The sequence below is a fragment of the Rhizobium sp. OAE497 genome, from assembly GCF_040546565.1.
In the GTDB taxonomy this organism is placed as follows: Bacteria; Pseudomonadota; Alphaproteobacteria; order Rhizobiales; family Rhizobiaceae; genus Rhizobium.
In genome coordinates this window covers 1,868,129-1,884,574 of the sequence record NZ_JBEPOA010000001.1, presented here as the reverse complement: position 1 = coordinate 1,884,574, position 16,446 = coordinate 1,868,129, and the positions used below count along the sequence as shown (strand labels likewise).

General features: G+C 61.4%; 18 protein-coding genes and 2 pseudogenes. 9 read left to right on the top strand and 11 right to left on the bottom strand.

Features of this window, described 5'->3' with window-relative positions; genetic code table 11:
• Nucleotides 1-36 precede the first annotated feature (36 nt).
• The 5 genes and pseudogenes from ABIE40_RS09765 to ABIE40_RS09745 all read right to left on the bottom strand — a co-directional run bounded on the left by ABIE40_RS09765 (nucleotide 37) and on the right by ABIE40_RS09745 (nucleotide 4,228).
• Nucleotides 37-815: pseudogene (locus ABIE40_RS09765) on the bottom strand (hypothetical protein).
• Nucleotides 816-1,037: 222 nt separating this feature from the next.
• A complete protein-coding gene (locus tag ABIE40_RS09760) occupies nucleotides 1,038-1,637 on the bottom strand; it encodes a transglutaminase-like cysteine peptidase (RefSeq protein WP_112716317.1) in 600 nt (199 codons plus the stop codon).
• Between the two features lie 381 nt (nucleotides 1,638-2,018).
• Nucleotides 2,019-2,852, bottom strand: a pseudogene (locus ABIE40_RS09755) (alpha/beta fold hydrolase); the annotation flags it as partial.
• 35 nt (nucleotides 2,853-2,887) lie between these two features.
• Nucleotides 2,888-3,496: a PilZ domain-containing protein gene (locus ABIE40_RS09750; protein ID WP_199629610.1), complete on the bottom strand. Its 609-nt coding sequence runs from the start codon at nucleotides 3,494-3,496 to the stop codon at nucleotides 2,888-2,890.
• Between the two features lie 123 nt (nucleotides 3,497-3,619).
• Complete coding sequence (locus ABIE40_RS09745; protein WP_354540992.1) at nucleotides 3,620-4,228, bottom strand: PAS domain-containing protein; 609 nt, start codon at nucleotides 4,226-4,228, stop codon at nucleotides 3,620-3,622.
• A 297-nt stretch (nucleotides 4,229-4,525) separates the two neighbouring features.
• Here ABIE40_RS09745 and ABIE40_RS09740 point away from each other — a divergent pair, with 297 nt between their 5' ends.
• Together ABIE40_RS09740 and ABIE40_RS09735 are read left to right on the top strand one after the other, a co-directional pair.
• A complete protein-coding gene (locus ABIE40_RS09740; RefSeq protein ID WP_199629612.1) occupies nucleotides 4,526-5,293 on the top strand; it encodes a rhomboid family intramembrane serine protease in 768 nt (255 codons plus the stop codon).
• 103 nt (nucleotides 5,294-5,396) lie between these two features.
• A complete protein-coding gene (locus ABIE40_RS09735) occupies nucleotides 5,397-5,831 on the top strand; it encodes a CBS domain-containing protein (protein ID WP_112716307.1) in 435 nt (144 codons plus the stop codon).
• 18 nt (nucleotides 5,832-5,849) lie between these two features.
• On the opposite strand, the gene ABIE40_RS09730 is transcribed toward ABIE40_RS09735, so the two are convergent.
• The 3 genes from ABIE40_RS09730 to folE form a co-directional block, all read right to left on the bottom strand.
• The gene (locus tag ABIE40_RS09730) at nucleotides 5,850-6,824 is read right to left on the bottom strand and encodes a patatin-like phospholipase family protein (protein WP_112716305.1); all 975 of its coding nucleotides are present in this window, start codon (nucleotides 6,822-6,824) and stop codon (nucleotides 5,850-5,852) included.
• A gap of 117 nt (nucleotides 6,825-6,941) precedes the next feature.
• On the bottom strand, nucleotides 6,942-7,394 hold the full coding sequence (gene hisI / locus ABIE40_RS09725; RefSeq protein WP_130278283.1) for a phosphoribosyl-AMP cyclohydrolase: 453 nt from the start codon (nucleotides 7,392-7,394) through the stop codon (nucleotides 6,942-6,944).
• A 26-nt stretch (nucleotides 7,395-7,420) separates the two neighbouring features.
• The gene (folE, locus tag ABIE40_RS09720) at nucleotides 7,421-8,035 is read right to left on the bottom strand and encodes a GTP cyclohydrolase I FolE (RefSeq protein ID WP_112716301.1); all 615 of its coding nucleotides are present in this window, start codon (nucleotides 8,033-8,035) and stop codon (nucleotides 7,421-7,423) included.
• 301 nt (nucleotides 8,036-8,336) lie between these two features.
• Between folE and ABIE40_RS09715 the strand changes: the two genes are divergently transcribed.
• From ABIE40_RS09715 to thrS, 4 genes are all read left to right on the top strand, one after another.
• Nucleotides 8,337-8,783, top strand: coding sequence for an iron-sulfur cluster assembly scaffold protein (locus ABIE40_RS09715; RefSeq protein WP_112716299.1), 447 nt, complete (start codon nucleotides 8,337-8,339; stop codon nucleotides 8,781-8,783).
• Nucleotides 8,784-8,787: 4 nt separating this feature from the next.
• Nucleotides 8,788-9,183, top strand: a complete 396-nt coding sequence (gene yidD / locus ABIE40_RS09710; RefSeq protein ID WP_199629613.1) for a membrane protein insertion efficiency factor YidD — start codon at nucleotides 8,788-8,790, stop codon at nucleotides 9,181-9,183.
• Nucleotides 9,180-9,704 carry a DUF1697 domain-containing protein gene (locus tag ABIE40_RS09705; protein WP_199629614.1) on the top strand — a complete coding sequence of 175 codons (525 nt, stop codon included), beginning with the start codon at nucleotides 9,180-9,182 and terminating at the stop codon, nucleotides 9,702-9,704. Before yidD ends, ABIE40_RS09705 begins: the two co-directional genes overlap by 4 nt.
• A 127-nt stretch (nucleotides 9,705-9,831) precedes the next feature.
• Nucleotides 9,832-11,838: a threonine--tRNA ligase gene (thrS, locus tag ABIE40_RS09700; protein ID WP_199629615.1), complete on the top strand. Its 2,007-nt coding sequence runs from the start codon at nucleotides 9,832-9,834 to the stop codon at nucleotides 11,836-11,838.
• Between the two features lie 66 nt (nucleotides 11,839-11,904).
• Here thrS and ABIE40_RS09695 read toward each other — a convergent pair whose 3' ends face one another.
• Both ABIE40_RS09695 and ABIE40_RS09690 read right to left on the bottom strand, forming a co-directional pair.
• Nucleotides 11,905-12,117: a hypothetical protein gene (locus tag ABIE40_RS09695; protein ID WP_130278289.1), complete on the bottom strand. Its 213-nt coding sequence runs from the start codon at nucleotides 12,115-12,117 to the stop codon at nucleotides 11,905-11,907.
• A gap of 182 nt (nucleotides 12,118-12,299) precedes the next feature.
• The gene (locus ABIE40_RS09690) at nucleotides 12,300-13,400 is read right to left on the bottom strand and encodes an RgsD C-terminal domain-containing protein (RefSeq protein WP_199629616.1); all 1,101 of its coding nucleotides are present in this window, start codon (nucleotides 13,398-13,400) and stop codon (nucleotides 12,300-12,302) included.
• A 113-nt stretch (nucleotides 13,401-13,513) separates the two neighbouring features.
• Between ABIE40_RS09690 and ABIE40_RS09685 the strand changes: the two genes are divergently transcribed.
• From ABIE40_RS09685 to ABIE40_RS09675, 3 genes are all read left to right on the top strand, one after another.
• Nucleotides 13,514-14,098 (top strand): nitroreductase family protein, encoded by a 585-nt coding sequence (locus tag ABIE40_RS09685; protein WP_199629617.1) that lies wholly within the window; start codon nucleotides 13,514-13,516, stop codon nucleotides 14,096-14,098.
• On the top strand, nucleotides 14,098-14,703 hold the full coding sequence (locus tag ABIE40_RS09680; RefSeq protein WP_199629618.1) for a flavin reductase family protein: 606 nt from the start codon (nucleotides 14,098-14,100) through the stop codon (nucleotides 14,701-14,703). Before ABIE40_RS09685 ends, ABIE40_RS09680 begins: the two co-directional genes overlap by 1 nt.
• A 113-nt stretch (nucleotides 14,704-14,816) precedes the next feature.
• Nucleotides 14,817-15,956 (top strand): DUF2336 domain-containing protein, encoded by a 1,140-nt coding sequence (locus ABIE40_RS09675; protein WP_199629663.1) that lies wholly within the window; start codon nucleotides 14,817-14,819, stop codon nucleotides 15,954-15,956.
• Here ABIE40_RS09675 and ABIE40_RS09670 read toward each other — a convergent pair.
• Complete coding sequence (locus ABIE40_RS09670; protein WP_199629619.1) at nucleotides 15,953-16,366, bottom strand: hypothetical protein; 414 nt, start codon at nucleotides 16,364-16,366, stop codon at nucleotides 15,953-15,955. The two genes, ABIE40_RS09675 and ABIE40_RS09670, sit on opposite strands and share 4 nt — an antisense overlap.
• Between the last annotated feature and the right edge of the window lie 80 nt (nucleotides 16,367-16,446).

The following is a 16,446-nucleotide window of genomic DNA, read 5'->3' as shown; positions in this document are numbered from 1 at the left end:
TATGATTAATCGTTTCTTTCGCCACCAAGCTGCATTTTAGCGGCTTGTTGCAGAACGGGTCGCAAGGCGCGCCTCCACAAAGGTGCGAATAGCGGCATCAATATGGTCCCAGTCGTTCAAATGACGGCTGGAGAATCGGTAGAGCACGCTCAGATCCTTGCCGACCTTGATATCGCGCTGGCAGTCGCCGCTGGTGGCGGCCTCGGATGAGTCGGGCAGGACGCAGCGCACGGCGTAATCGGGGGCGTTCTCGCGCGCTGCCGTCAGCAGCACCTCGCCGCTATAGCCGGCGTCGGCGCGCAGGCGGTGCAGCATCAGGCCGTCGGCATAGGGAGCGGCCGCGCCATCCATCAGATGCGTATAGATCGGCTCGATGCGCCCCGACATGTCGCGCGACATGGTGCTCTGGGTGATCTGCAGGAAGATCAGGCCAGAGGACTGCGCGACGTCATCGAAGCGGGCGCGCTGTTCCTTGGTGTAGCCCTGCATTTCCGGCCAGGTGAGATAGAGATCGGCGCGCTCGGCGACGCCGCCGTGACGCTGGCTCGGGAATCGCAGAGTGTTTTCCGAAAGGTTCAGGGTGTCGCGGCCGATGGTGATGCTGACAGCTGCGGTGCTGTCGCTATTGCCGGCAAGCGTGATGTGGCGGCCGAACCAGCGTCCACCGACGCTGATCGCCACCGTCAGCAGCGCCAGGACGGCGACGACAGCTGTGAGCTTGATCAGAAAACCATTGGAGAGAAGCGGCGTCTCTTCCGCGGCAACATTGGAAGCGGGATGGCTCATGGCGGATCTTCAGTCGTTGACCGCCGCAAGAGAAACGTGAGCCGCCGGTGTCAGTGATGAATCTACGGGCATGATCGGGCGAGGGTGGTTAACGTTGCGTTAACCAAAGGGCGGCTCTGCCCTACAAAAGAGGCGAGCCGCTCCCGGGACAGCGGGAGCGGCTCTGGGGCGCCGGTCGGGGACGGGGATGCGGGGGACTGACCGGAGCCTAGCCTTGGCCCGCCGGACTGGCCGGCGGGGTATTTCAGGTGTTAGCGAACGCTACCGACGGCGACCGCACGGCCATCCTGAAGCTTCATCCAGCGATTCGGATCATCCGAAGACTGACGCTTGAGGTAGGTGTATTCGGTGTCGGCCCAGAGCATGACCTTGTTGCGCATGTTATCGAGAATGAAGTCGCCATGATCGGTGCGGACGGTGAGCACGGCGTGGCCTTCACCATTCGGTTGCAGCACGACGGTCATCAGCAGGTCGGAGGGCGATACGCCGGCATCGATCAGCAGCTTGCGCTTCAGCAGCGCATAGTCCTCACAGTCGCCGACGGTGCGCGGATAGGCCCAGCGCTCTTCGACGCCGTAGATTTCCATGTCGGTCATCGGCTGGATCGAGGAATTGACCTGGTAGTTGATCTTGAGGACCTGCTTCCAGCGATCTTCGGTCAGAAGCAGCGGACCGGCGTCGCCGGCGGGATTGCTGCAGTCTGCCGGGTTCTCCTTGCAGAACTGGTAGGCGCCGATCGGCGGGCTGGCGTTGCCTGCGAGTGTCATGCTGCCGGGCGCCGCCTGTCCTGGGCCCGTCATCGTGATCATCATTACAGTGGCGATAAAGGCGCCCTTGATTGCGTTGAACATTGTCGTTGTAGTCTCCCCGTTTGTTGGGAGGACAATGACACGCACGATTTTATCTCACGCAAAATTACGCAGTAAAATTAAGTGCTTAGTTGATTCAAAAGCGCGGAAAACTTGAAGAATATTTGACTCGAATGCGCATAAAAGACGCAGAAAATTCGAGGCGAATTTGAGTAAAATTGTTCCATTCCGAGATAGGTCTTCTGTGCCGAAATGGCGCTATTCCGGCGAAAGTCTTAACGCGACGCAGGCCGGATTTACGATTTCGTTACGAATTGAGTTGTTTCGGGAGGTGCCTGCTGAGGTGTCCGAAGATGCGGAATCGCTCAGATAGAGCGGTGAAAACGGCTGAAAACAGCGATTTCAGACGTTGCAGCGCCAAAATTATTTTTTGAGAAAATGCAGAATTTTTGCGGTGGCCGCGACGATTTCGGCGGAAATGCCAGCGTCGTCAGTCGAATGGGCGGCATTTTCGACGATGACAAGCTCGCTGCCTGGCCAGGATTGGTGCAATTCCCAAGCCGTAACCAGTGGTGCCTCGAGATCGAAGCGCCCCTGGATCAGGATTCCCGGTATGCCGGCAAGCGCTGCGGCACCCTGCAGCAGCTGCCGGTCGGAAAGCCATGCATCGTGGTGGAAATAATGTGTGACGATCCGCGCACGGGTCAGCAGGTAGCGGGCGTCCGCCCAGCGGCGCGGCAAGCCGTTCGGGTCGGCAAGCAGGATCGAGGCCGCCTCCCAACGATGCCACGCGACGGCGGCAGCCTGCCGTTCGGCCGGATCGGTGCTATTGAGCAGGCCGTGATAATAGGCGAGAGGGTCGAGATCGTCCGGGATCGACTGCGTGAAATCGGCGTATTCGCATGGGAAGAACCGCGCCATTCCGGTGCAGAGCCAGTCGATCTCGGAGCGCCGGGTGGTCGTGATACCGGCAAGCACCATGGCGGCGACGTTGCGGGGCTGCGATTCCGCATAGGCGAGCGCGAGCGTCGTGCCCCAAGAATTTCCGAATAGCCCGAATCGGTCGACGCCGAGATAGGCACGCAGCCGCTCGATGTCGGCGACCAGATGCCAGGTCGTGTTGCCGAAGAGGTCGCAATCCTGATCAGCCGCATTCGGCAGGCTGCGGCCGCAGTTGCGCTGATCGAAGAGAATGATGCGATAGGCCGATGGACCGAAATAGCGGCGCGCTCCCGTCGAGCAGCCGGATCCGGGTCCGCATTCGTCGACGACGGTGACGGGAGGATGACGTCTCAGAGAAACTCGCGCAGCGTCTCTCGGGACTGGAGCGACAGGAATTCCAGCGCCACGCCTTCGGAGAAGTGGCGAACCACACGGCCGCGCATATTGCCGAGGCGGACGGCAGAGCCGAGCGGCGGACGTGCTTCGACATCGACGGCAGCGCCGGACAGCGAAAGGTCCATTATGCGGCAGACATAACGCGTGCCGTCTTCGAGCGTCAGTTCGCTCTTCGTCTCGCGCGGCGTCAGACGGTCGTGGCGGCGGTCTTCCGGCAGGCCGAGCTCGTGCTTGTTGGCAAGCCAGGTCAGCTGCGCGGCAAGCTTTTCGCGCTTACGCTCGGTCGCATTGATCGACATCGTGAAGCCGCGGGCATCGACCGTCATCACATGGCCTTCGACTCGGCCGAGATGATCGATATAGGCGACGACGCGTTCATTGGAGCGGGGGCGTCCGATGCAGGTGACGTACATATCGCCCGGCGACATGTCGATGACCATGCATTCGTACTCTTCGTAATTCGCAAGCATCAGGCGGCCCTGCATATTGATGGGCACGCGCTGAAAAACACCCTGTTCAGGGCGCGGCGCTCTCTGCGTCTGGGCTTGCTGGAACGAGTGCATGAAAGCGCTTCTTTATAAAATGATATGCTGGGATCATTACCCGCAACACATTAACAGAAGGTTGTCTGACTGCCCCTGATTACAGCTTCCGGAATGGGTTCCGGTTGTATCGTTCCGGGACAGTCAGCGGGCGCTTGAACCAGGACGGAACGAAGAGACGACGCGGCCGAGAATTCCGGCCAAACCCTGCTGGCGCGGCGTGCGCGGAGCGGCGGGCCAGACACCGTCGGGTGCCCCCTGGAAGCTGCGCAACGCCCGGCAGCGATCGAGAACCAGGAAGTCGAGCGGCACGACTTCAAGCCAGGTTGCAACGGTCATCGCGGCAATGACGCCAAGCATCCGCTCGCAGTGACCATCTTCCGAGCGCAGCGGCATGATCGCGATCTCGAAAGCCGCGCGATGGCCGGCGGTGCTATAACCGGTGACATTGATCAGGGCAGGCATCGTGTGGCGCATGGCGCCGGCAATGGTGGCTTCGATCGTCGCGCTATAGCCATCGCCGAAGAGATCCGAGAAGCTTTCGTCGCGCAGATCGCGGCCGAACAGGTCAGAAATCTTGGCTCCCGCGAGGCGGAAAGTGATGATGTCGTCGCCGCTCTTTTCGAGGATGAAAAGGCTCGGCAGGAAGTGACCCAAACTGGACGGCTCGATCTGCGACTTCAACGGCGCTTCGCCGGCGCCGCGCAAGCGGTTCCAGTAGTCGTAAACATCGATGACGGTCTGATGACGCACGGGACACCCAATCTGTTTCATTACAGTCCAGAAACGGGCCTTCATGGCCCATCTGAGGGTTACCCTGCGGGTTTCATGCCAGTTCGGAGCCGTTAAGGTTAAAGAAGGGTTTCGATTGTGCTGGCGCAGGCTTCATGGGACTGTCGCTCATCACTTCGGCAACGAAGTTCAGCACACAAGCTCATCGGGCACGGGGTCATCCCCAGGGGACGCTCGGCCGCCGTCCGGTTCTTCCGGACGGCTTTTTTTTTGCCCGGCGCTCCTGTAAGGCTTTGGCCTTCAAAGGCGAGGGCAAAGATGGACGATCAATCGGCGGGACGGCAGGTCAACGAGGAAGAACGGATTCCAAAGCGAGAGCCGATCTTCAATCTGCCGGGCATTCTCGTCGCGACGCTCGCGCTGCTCGCCATCATCTATGCCGTCCAGACGCTGGTTCTTTCCGATCAGGCTGTCGAATGGCTGCTCGTCACCTTCGGCTTCATCCCCGCCCGCTATGTCATGCCGCTTACGGAGCAGGGGCTGGAGTGGCTCTGGAGCCCGGTGACCTATTCGCTGCTCCACGGCAGCATCGAACATATCCTCTTCAACGGCCTGTGGCTGATGGCCTTCGGTGCGCCGGTGATCCGGCGAATCGGTGTCGCCCGCTATCTGGCTTTCTGGGTTCTGTCGTCCATCGCCTCGGCTGCACTTCATGCCGCCTTGAACTGGGGCGATCCGACCTTGCTGATCGGCGCGTCGGGGGTGATTTCCGGTCTGATGGGCGCGGCCTGCCGCTTTGCATTCCCGGCTCAGGCGCGCGCCGGCGTTCCGGCGCATCTCAATCCGCGGCTGTCGATCGCCGAGACTTTCCGCAGCCGCACCGTCATCGTCTTCACGTTGTTCTGGCTGTTCGGCAATGCGCTGATCGCCGTCGGCGTGCCGCTGATCGGTGACGGCAGCCAGGCGATCGCCTGGGATGCGCATATTGGCGGCTTCGTCTTCGGATTCTTCCTGTTTCCGCTTTTCGACCGGGTTCTACCGCCTTCGGACGAGGAGCCCGAGGAACCGGCCGTATTGCAATCTTGAGCGTTGAAGTGCACCATTCCAACTGATCCGCGCTGGGAGGAGAGACCGCCGCGGATGCCTGTGAACAGTATAGTGTTTCCACTTACGACATAGGAGGTTGTGAATGTCCAATACCGTAAAGGCCATCCTCGATCTGAAGGGCCGCGACGTCGTCACGGCCGGTCCGAACACGACCGTCGCGGAGGCTGCCAAGGTGCTCAGCCAGAAGAAAATCGGCGCGATCGTCGTGGTCGGGGTGCAGGGAAAGATTTCCGGCATCTTCACCGAACGTGACGTCGTCAATGCGATTGCCAAGTCCGGCAAGGACTGTCTCGATCAGCCGGTGGCTTCGCTGATGACATCGAAGGTTTTCCGCTGCCATGAAGAATCGACGGTCAACGAACTGATGGAGCTGATGACCAGCAAGCGCTTCCGCCATGTTCCCGTCGAAACCAACGGCAAGCTTGCCGGGATCATTTCGATCGGTGACGTGGTGAAGACCCGCATTGCGGAAGTCGAGCGCGAGGCCGAGGAGATCAAAGCCTATATTGCAGGGTAAAGAGGTTGCCGGCCGCCATCAGCCGTGGCCGGCGAACACTTCCTGCATTCTCTTGAGTTCGGGAAGCCTGATCGAGGCTTCCTCGTAGCCGCGCTCGATTGCTTCGCCGGCGCGATGGAACTCGGACAGCCCGATATCGCTGAGCCGCGGATGGAGCGAAATGTCCGGCGGATCGCCGGCGAGGCGGGCGCGCGAAATCCTGTCCTGGATGATGTTGAAAGCCTGGACCATGACGCCGGTCATGCCGAGGCGCGTATAGGGCGTTTCCTCGCGCTTCTGCACTTCCTGTGCCGTCAGCCCGGCATTGTGCTTGACGACGGCCGAGCGGCCGAAGAGGTCGTAATTCAGGTTCACGGCGCAGACCAGCGGCTGCTCGTAGCTGCGGCAGACGGAGACCGGGACAGGATTGACGAGCGCGCCGTCGACCAGCGTTCGGTTGTTGCTGCGGATCGGCTCGAAGATGCCGGGCAGGGCGTAGGAAGCGCGCAGCGCCGTGATCAGCGAACCGTTCGAAATCCAGACCTCGTGGCCGGTATTGACCTCTGCCGCGACCGCGACGAAGGGACGGTCGAGATCCTCGATATTCAGCCCTTCCAGGTGCTCGGCCATGCGCTTCGTCAGCCGCATGCCGCCGAACAGGCCGCTGCCGCCGATCGTCAGATCGAGCAGGCTGGCGATGCGGCGCATGGTCAGCGAGCGGGCGAATTCTTCAAGTTCGTCGAGCTTTCCGGCGAGATAGCAGCCGCCGACAAGGGCGCCGATCGAGGTGCCGGCGATCATGCCGATCTCGATGCCGGCTTCATCGAGCGCGCGCAGCACGCCGATATGGGCCCAGCCGCGCGCAGCACCGCCGCCGAGCGCGAGAGCGATCTTGGCTTTCTTCTGGGGCAGGGGCGAGATAGGCGGAACGGTCATGTCGGGCAATGTGGAAGATGCACCGGAGTCGGATGTGCCAGCCTCAGAGCCTTGACGGTGCAAACTCCAGTTCAGCATGGCGTGCCTCCTCCCGGCAGAACACTGTGGTCTTCTAACTGTGTCCCTCTTCCCTTTCCAAATCGTATATAGCGGGCGAAACTGACCCAATAAGAGGCAAAATGCCCCAGTTTTGCGCTATTTCTTGTAGACGTCAGCCGGGTCGAAATGGCGCTCGTCATCGACGATGTCGAGCATCGGCTTTCCATCCTGCAGCGATACGGTGCGGTAAAAACAGGAACGGCGGCCAGTATGGCATGTCGCGTCGTGACCGGCGACCTCTACTTTCAGCCAGATGGCATCCTGATCACAATCGGTACGGATCTCCCTGACCGTCTGGACATTGCCCGACGTTTCACCTTTCAGCCAGAGCTTGCCGCGCGAGCGGCTGAAATAGTGGGCCTTGCCGGTCTGGATGGTCAGCGCCAGCGCCTGGGCGTTCATATGCGCCACCATCAGCAGCTCGCCGTCGTTGATATCCGTGACGATGGCGGTGATCAGGCCGCGATCATCGAAGCGCGGGGTGAAGTCTCCCGCGTCCTCGAGTTCGGATTTGTCGTCTGAAGGCGCGTTGAAGGCGAAGGGCGTCATCGATCGGCTCTCTCTATGGAGCCGGATCAGCGGCCCCGTACCATGGACATGAATCGCGCCTGTTCGGCGGGCTCGGACTTGAAGGTCCCAGTAAAGGTTGTCGTCAATGTGGTCGAACCCTGCTTCTGCACACCGCGCATCGCCATGCACATATGTTCGGCTTCGATCATGACCGCGACACCGCGCGGACGGAGCGTTTCGTCGATCGCTTTCGATATCTGCGCCGTCATGGTTTCCTGGGTCTGCAGGCGGCGGCCGAAGATCTCGACGGTGCGGGCGATCTTCGAGAGACCAAGCACCTTGCCATCGGGCAGGTAGGCCACATGCGCCTTGCCGATGATCGGCACCATGTGATGTTCGCAATGCGAGAAGAACGGAATGTCCTTCACCAGCACCATGTCATCATAGCCGGCAACCTCCTCGAAGGTGCGGCCGAGAACGTCTTCGGCATCCATGTCATAGCCGGCGAAGAGCTCACGATAGGCCTTGGCGACACGCGAGGGGGTGTCCAGCAGACCTTCGCGCGCCGGATCGTCGCCCGCCCAGCGGAGCAGGGTGCGGACGGCCTCTTCGGCTTCCTTTTGGGTGGGGCGGTTGGAATCGCGGCTGTTGTTCGGAAAATTCTTTACGATGGCGTCCATACTGTTCAAGTCTCCTGATCCGCTGTCATGCGGACCCGTCTTCGGACTCGCCACTGGTATTCCCTTCAGGAATTTTTGCACCTTTGGCAGGCTCCGGGGCTTTCGGGGCGATGGCCCTTCCGGCACGGTTTCCCAATCAAACTTACCGGGGGCCATTGCATTTTCATGGCCCTCGAACGACATACATATAGGAAGACAGCGTCTTCATGTAAGTATCCTAACACGACACGGTGTGTTTTTTGTTTAAGATACAATGGCCACCAAGCGAGCCGGTCCGCGGAACCCTGGAGCGGAATTGATCATGGACGAGATCTACAACAGCAAAATCCTCGAATTCGCAGGCAATATTCCGCGCATCGGTAGTCTCGATGATGCCGATGCCAGCGCTCAGGCGCATTCGAAGCTCTGTGGTTCCAAGGTGAAGATCTGGCTGAAGATGGATGGCGATACCGTCAGCGACTTCGCCCATGACGTCAAAGCCTGCGCCCTTGGCCAGGCATCCTCATCGGTGATGGCGCGCCATGTCGTCGGCGCCACTGCCGCCGAGTTGCGCAAGGCGCGCGAGGACATGCTCGCCATGTTGAAGGCTGACGGCGAGGGGCCGGAGGGCCGTTTCGAGGAGATGCGCTACCTGCGTCCCGTCAAGGATTACAAGGCCCGCCACGCCTCCACCATGCTGACCTTCGATGCCGTCGTCGATGCGATCGGCCAGATCGAAGCGAAGCGCGCCGAGATGGCGGACGCCTGAGCCGATGTGCGAATTCTGCGCCCTTCAGCATGATGATGAAGACGAAGGCGGTGCCGCGGCTCCCCCGCCGAAGGCCAAGCGCTTTTCGCGAAACTATTCGGGCCGCTTTTCGAAGACGCCCGGCCGGCTGTTCGGCATGGGTTTCATCCGCCTCTACCAGCTGACGCTTTCAGGCTTCATCGGCAATTCCTGCCGGCATATTCCGACCTGCTCAGAGTACGGCTACGAGGCGATCGCCCGGCATGGCCTGTGGGCCGGGGGCTGGATGACGCTGTTTCGTGTCGGGCGTTGTGGTCCAGGCGGCACGAGCGGGCTGGACCCGGTGCCCGAGGCGCTTGAGACGCGGTTCCATTGGTGGACGCCGTGGCGCTATCTGGCATTTGGTCGGAAGGCGGCATGACGACTTATGTTGCGCTGCTGCACAGCATCGTTATTGCGCCCGGCAAGCGGGTGGTGATGGCGGATTTGCGCGACATGGCATCCTCGCTCGGCTACCGCAATCCACGCACGCTGGTTTCGACCGGCAATATTATCTTCGAAACGCCGGAGTCACCGCTTGGTGAGATAGAAGCCAAGATCGAGGCTGCCTTCCGCGAACGGTACGGCAAACCGGTCGATATCATTGCACGGACCGGCACGAGCTGGCAGCGGCTGGCGCGATCGAATCCGTTTCCTGACGGCGAGGGCAGTCAGGTGATCATCCGCGTGATGCGCGCAGCACTCGAACGGCCGGCGTTCGAGAAGCTGAAACCCTATGCCGATCCGACCCAGCGGCTGGCGCTCGTCGATGGCGATCTCTGGATCGATTTTGCCGGAAAACCGAGCGAGTGGAAGCTGCTTTCCGCACTGACGACCAAGCGGATGGGCGTCGGGACGCTGCGCAACTGGAACACCGTTCGGGGCATTGCCGATCTTATCTAGCAGCCCGCTCATCCTTTACTAAAAGAGCAAATCCGACTATCACGCGGCAGCGCTTGCGTACGGACGCAGCCGCTTCATTTGCAACCACCCGCATTCGTTGGCGGGACTGGACAAGGAGAATATCGATATGTCCCAATCCGTTTCCCTGACTTTCCCTGATGGCAATGTGCGCGAGTTCGCGGCCGGTACGACCGGTAAGGACGTTGCCGAATCCATTTCCAAGTCGCTGGCCAAGAAGTCCGTCGCGATCGCGATCGACGGCGTTGTGCGCGACCTGTCCGATCCCGTCGTCGACGGCAAGATCGAGATCATCACGCGCAGCGACGAGCGCGCGCTGGAGCTGATCCGTCACGATGCTGCCCACGTCATGGCCGAAGCCGTGCAGGAACTCTGGCCCGGCACGCAGGTCACCATCGGTCCGGTGATCGAGAACGGCTTCTATTACGACTTCGCCAAGAACGAGCCCTTCACGCCTGACGATCTGCCGAAGATCGAAAAGAAGATGAAGGAAATCATCGCCCGCAACGCGCCTTTCACCAAGCAGGTCTGGTCGCGCGAGAAGGCCAAGGAAGTATTTGCCGCCAAGGGCGAGCAGTACAAGGTCGAACTCGTCGATGCGATCCCCGAAGGACAGGATCTGAAGATCTACTATCAGGGCGACTGGTTCGACCTCTGCCGCGGCCCGCATATGGCGTCGACCGGTCAGATCGGCACGGCCTTCAAGCTGATGAAGGTTGCCGGCGCTTATTGGCGTGGCGACAGCAACAACGCCATGCTGTCGCGCATCTACGGCACGGCCTTTGCCGAGCAGTCGGAACTCGACAACTACCTGCATATCCTCGCCGAAGCCGAGAAGCGCGACCACCGCAAGCTCGGCCGCGAAATGGACCTGTTCCATTTCCAGGAAGAGGGTCCGGGCGTGGTTTTCTGGCATGGCAAGGGCTGGCGGATGTTCCAGTCGCTGACCGCCTATATGCGCCGCCGCCTGGCCGGCACCTATGAAGAGGTCAACGCGCCGCAGGTTCTCGACGCCTCGCTCTGGGAGACTTCCGGTCACTGGGGCTGGTACCAGGAGAACATGTTTGCGGTGAAGTCGGCCTATGCCTTCACGCATCCGGAAGACAAGGAAGCGGATAACCGCATCTTCGCGCTGAAGCCTATGAACTGCCCGGGTCACGTGCAGATCTTCAAGCACGGCCTGAAGTCCTACCGCGAGCTGCCGATCCGCCTTGCCGAGTTCGGCAACGTGCACCGTTACGAGGCCTCGGGCGCTCTGCATGGCCTGATGCGCGTGCGCGGCTTCACGCAGGACGACGCGCATGTGTTCTGCACCGACGAGCAGATGGCGGCGGAATGCCTGCGCATCAACGACCTGATCCTCTCGGTCTACGAGGACTTCGGCTTCAAGGAGATCGTCGTCAAGCTCTCCACCCGCCCGGAAAAGCGCGTCGGCACCGATGCCCTCTGGGATCGCGCCGAAAGCGTGATGATGGACGTGCTGAAGACGATCGAGGCGCAGTCCGAGGGACGCATCAAGACCGGCATCCTGCCGGGCGAGGGCGCCTTCTACGGTCCGAAGTTCGAATATACCCTGAAGGACGCCATCGGCCGTGAATGGCAGTGCGGCACGACGCAGGTCGACTTCAACCTGCCGGAACGCTTCGGTGCCTTCTACATCGACAGCAATTCGGAGAAGACCCAGCCGGTCATGATCCATCGCGCCATCTGCGGCTCGATGGAGCGCTTCCTCGGCATCCTGATCGAGAACTTCGCCGGTCACATGCCGCTCTGGATCGCGCCGCAGCAGATCGTCGTGGCGACGATCACCTCGGAAGCCGACGGCTACGGCCAGGAAGTTGCCGATGCGCTGCGTGACGCCGGTCTGAACGTATCGACCGACTTCCGTAACGAGAAGATCAACTACAAGGTCCGCGAACATTCCGTTACGAAGGTTCCTGTGATCATCGTCTGCGGCAAGAAGGAAGCGGAAGAGCGCACCGTCAACATCCGCCGTCTCGGCAGCCAGGAACAGACCTCGATGACGCTCGATGCGGCGATCGAAAGCCTGACCTGGGAAGCGACGCCGCCGGATGTGCGCCGCAAGATCGAAGCGAAGAAGGCCAAGGCTGCCTGATCGCTTCCGGTTGAAACAAAACACACTAAGGGGCGGCGCTCGCGAGAGGGCCGCCCCTTTTGATTTTCATATTCCGAGAACGGTGACGCTTGGCGGCGTGAAATCCTTGATCCCCAACTTCGGCCAATCGCATTTGCGGTCAAACTTGGCCTTCGATACCGTCCGCATGCATTTCGGGTCGGTCTTGAAGGCATATCCGGGCAAACTGACGTACTTGACACTCGGCGCGCAGAGCGCGAGCGCGATACACATCGTCAATGCCGCGCAGATGGTCCGCATGGGACACCTCCTTCGTTCGGCATGACTTCTCGATACGGAACCCCTCCGTACGCGCAACCATCGCATGTCCGGATACAGGCTTCCATTCGCCTAATCGGATGCGGCGACGCGGGGCGCGGGCTATGCGCTGATCATCGGGATGGGCGAAGGGAATGCTCCGTTCAGACGAGGCGAACGGCCGGTCAATCGGCGTCTGCGCCGTCCGATCCGCTGCTCGGAACGAGCTGGTCGTAGGACGGGAGCGGTGCCTGGGCGGAGTTCTGCGGCGGTTCGCCCGCTGCTGCCGGCTGCGGCTCGGGCTGCACGGTGGTCGCAGCGCTGTCCGGCTCCTGCGGCTGAACGTCCTTCATGAGAACTTCGACATCGGTATTCTTGCCGGCGGCGACCTTGAAGTCGCGCTGGTAGATCTTGTCCTTGTTACGGGCGACGGCGGAATATTCGCCTTCGGCCAGAACCATAGTCGGGAAGGCGCTGACGCTTTCGCCGACGCTGTCGCCGGCCGCCGTCAGGATCGACCAGGCCGTATCGGCGATCGCCTCGCCACCGGCTTCCGAGACAAGCTTGAAGGTGATCTGCGCTGCGCGGTGCTGGATTGTCGCTTCCGTCAGCTTGCCGGCCTCGACCTGGATATCGGCGCGGATGACGGCGTTGACGTCGCCATATTCGGAGACGACGTGATAGGTGCCGGCATTGAGGCGCACGACGGTGTTCGGCGAGACATCGGCCATGACGAGACCGCGTTCGCCGTCGTCGCGCACTTCCGAGGAATAGATCGAGAAACTCAGCTGGTCCGGCCGGATACGGACATCGGAACCGGAGACGGCATTGAGCAGCAGGCCGCCGGCATCGAGCACCATGACCTGCTTGTCGACGGCGCCGCTATCGGGAACGTTGACCTTCTTGGTCACACCCGCGCGGCCGAAAGAAACGTTGACGAAATAGTCGCCGGGGGCGAGCTGGAAGGCGGCGGAACCGCCCTTGGCGCTGGCGATCAGCGGCAGCTTGCCGTCGGCACCGGCAATCGGACTGAAGACATACCAGGAAAGGCCGTCCTCGACCGGCTGGCCGTCGGCGGTCAGTTTGGCTTCCATGGGCACTTCATGCAGCAGGGCGCCCGGAGGCGTTGTGCCCGGCGCGATGAAGGCGTTGAGCTTCGGCATCTTGGACGTCGTGTCGAGCTGCTTGAAGTCCTTGAACGCTTCCTGCGCGCCTGCCGAAAACGGCAAGGCGATCACCAGTGCAAGCGCAAGGGCGAGCCGCGCGAAGGGCAAAATGCCGGTCATGTGTTTCCTGGACAGATTGACTTTAGAAATCACAGGGGCCACTTCAAGACCAACCCGATGGCAAATTCAAGACCCATCCCCCTCGCTGTCCCGAAATTGAAAGTTTCTCCCGCATGAAATCCGATATCAAGCTGATCGATTACCTCAACGTGCGCCGCTCCATCCCCGCGTTCCAGATGTGCGAGCCGGGTCCGGAGAAGGCCGAGATCGAGGAAATCCTCCGCCTGTCGTCGCGCGTTCCCGATCACGGCAAGCTCGCCCCCTGGCGCTTCATCGTCTATCGCGGCGAAGAGCGCGTGCGGATCGGCGAGGAGCTTCTGAAGCTCGCGCTCGAAGCCAAGCCTGATCTCTCCGACGAAATGATCCAGGTCGAGCGGACGCGCTTCACGCGCGCTCCTGTTGTCGTCGCGATCGTCAGCAAGGCAGGCCCGCATTTCAAGATCCCTGAATGGGAACAGGTGATGTCGGCGGGCGCACTTTGCCTCAACGTCATCTTCGCCGCCAATGCGCATGGCTGGGTGGCGAACTGGCTGACGGAATGGTTTGCCTTCGACGAGCGCGCCTATCCGCTGCTCGGCGTCCAGCCGGGCGAGAAGATCGCCGGCTTCATTCATATGGGCTCGTCCGAGTTTCCGCCGGTCGAGCGGCCGCGTCCGGAACTGACCGAGACCGTTACCTGGGTCGGCGGAGACACGTGATGTTCTACCCGACCGATACCAACAAGCATGGGCTGGCGCACGATCCCTTCAAGGCGATCGTCGCGCCGCGGCCGATCGGCTGGATCGGCACCAAGGGCACCGATGGCTCGCTGAACCTCGGCCCGTACTCCTTCTTCAACGCGATCTCAGATCGCCCGAAGCTGGTGATGTTTTCATCGAGCGGCCGCAAGCACAGCCAGCAGAACGCGCGCGAGACCGGCGTCTTCACCTGCAGCTTCGTCAGCCGCAATCTCGTCGACCAGATGAACCTGTCGTCCGCGACCGTACCTTATGGCGTCAACGAGTTCGAATTCTCCGGCCTGACGGCCGGGCAGGGGGAGATCGTCGATGCGCCCTATGTCGCCGAGGCATTTGCCGTGCTGGAGTGCAAGGTCACCGAGATCATCGAGCCGAGGGGCCTGTCCGGTGAGCCCTCCGAGAATGTCATGGTGATCGGTGAAGTCGTCGGCATCCACATCGATGAGGCAATCATCCGCGAGGGCCGTCTCGACATGGCGATCGCCCGGCCGGTGGCGCGCATGGGCTATATGGACTATGCCGAAGGCAGCGACGTCTTCGAACTCATCCGCCCCAAGACGCCCTGACGCGGCCCGCGCAAGGGTTAATGAATATGGTGAACCAATCATAAACCATTTGCCGGTAGCGTTCTCAGAACAAGAGGGACGTGAAGGAATCACGTTCCGCAGACTGGGGCGTAATGGTGATTGTAGAGGCATTCCTTCGCTGGGTCGAAACCGCCAAGTCCGGAGACCGGGCACGAGCGGCCAGCGCCCTTGGCCGGGCCTATCTCCAGTCCGAGATGCAGCCTGAAGAGCGCAAGGCCGCCGAGATGGCGATGACCTTCCTGCTCGACGATCCCTCGCCGAAAGTTCGCCTTGCCCTTGCCGAAGCGATCGCCTGGTCCGGCGAGGCGCCGCGGTCGCTGATCCTGGCGCTTGCCGAAGACCAGCCTGAAATTGCCTGCCATGCCGTTACCTGCTCGCCGCTGCTGACCGATGCCGATCTTGTCGACCTGGCCGGCCGTGGCAGCGACGTGACGCGTATGCTGATCGCTGCACGCAGCGCGGTGTCGCGGGCGGTCTGCGCCGCCCTTGCCGAAGTCGGCGGGGAGGAGGACGTTCTCTGCCTTCTGGAAAACGAGGGCGCTGCAATTGCGCCTCTTTCCCTGAAGCGTATTGCCGAACGGCTCGGCGACTGCTGCGATATCCGCAACCTGCTTCTCGATCGCGACAGCCTGCCGGCTGACGCCCGCCAGCTTCTGACGCAGCATGTCAGCGATGCGCTTGTGGCGCTGCCGCTCGCGCAGGCCGCCATCGGCATCAACCGCCTGCAGCGGATCAGCCGCGAGGCGACGCAGTCGGCCGTCGTGTCGATCGCCGGAGAGATCCAGCCGCGTGAGATTGACGATCTTGTCGAGCATCTGCGCGTCCACGGCCATCTGACGCCTTCCTTCCTGATGCATGCGTTGTGCTCGGGGAAGGTCGATTTCTTCGCGGGCGCCGTCGTCAACCTGACGGGCTGCAGTGAGAAGCGGGTCCGCTCGATCCTGGCGACCGGCCGTATGCATGCGGTCCGGGCTCTCTACGAGACCGCGGGGCTAACCCGCGAGATCAGCACCATTTTCGTCGAGGCGACGCTGCTCTGGCGCGAGGCGTCGCGCAAGGCTTCGGGTACGATGCTTTCTACGATCTGCGGACGGCTGCTCGAACGCTTCCGCCATCACGGCGCCCATGACGCCGTCAAGGAACTGCTCGACATGGTCGAGAAGCTGCACATCGCCGAACAGCGCCAGTCGGCGCGCGCCTATGCCTCGCAGGCAGCGCTTGTCGCCGCCTAGTCGGTCAGCCGCTGGGCGACCCAGGAATATCCATTCGAAACGAAATGAACGGGCTTGGCGAGTGTCGCCTTGATGCCTTCTCCTGTCGGCAGGCCAGCGCGGACGCGCTCGGCAACCCTTATAGCGTAGGCGCGAAGGCCGGTGGGCTGCGGCTGTTCGGCGGCTGAAGCCGCGGCCGTTGCCTGCGCTTCAAGCTTTGCCGTCTCGGGAGCGGTTACGGGCTTGGGTTCCTCGCAGACGGCAATGACCGTCGGATACTTGGCGTTGGTGAAGCCCTTCAGCTGCCGTTCCGACTCGGCATCGCACATCGCCACCGTCTGCCAATGCTTGTCGACCGTCGCCACGTAATTGCACTGGGTGACGGAATCGTTGCACCCGAAGATGGTCATGGCGATGAGGACGGCTTGCATATCCGGGATCCCTGGCTATTGAAAGTGATGATCTTAGACGTTCCAATTCCAACGGAATAAAGGCGGCTGCATTACCATTT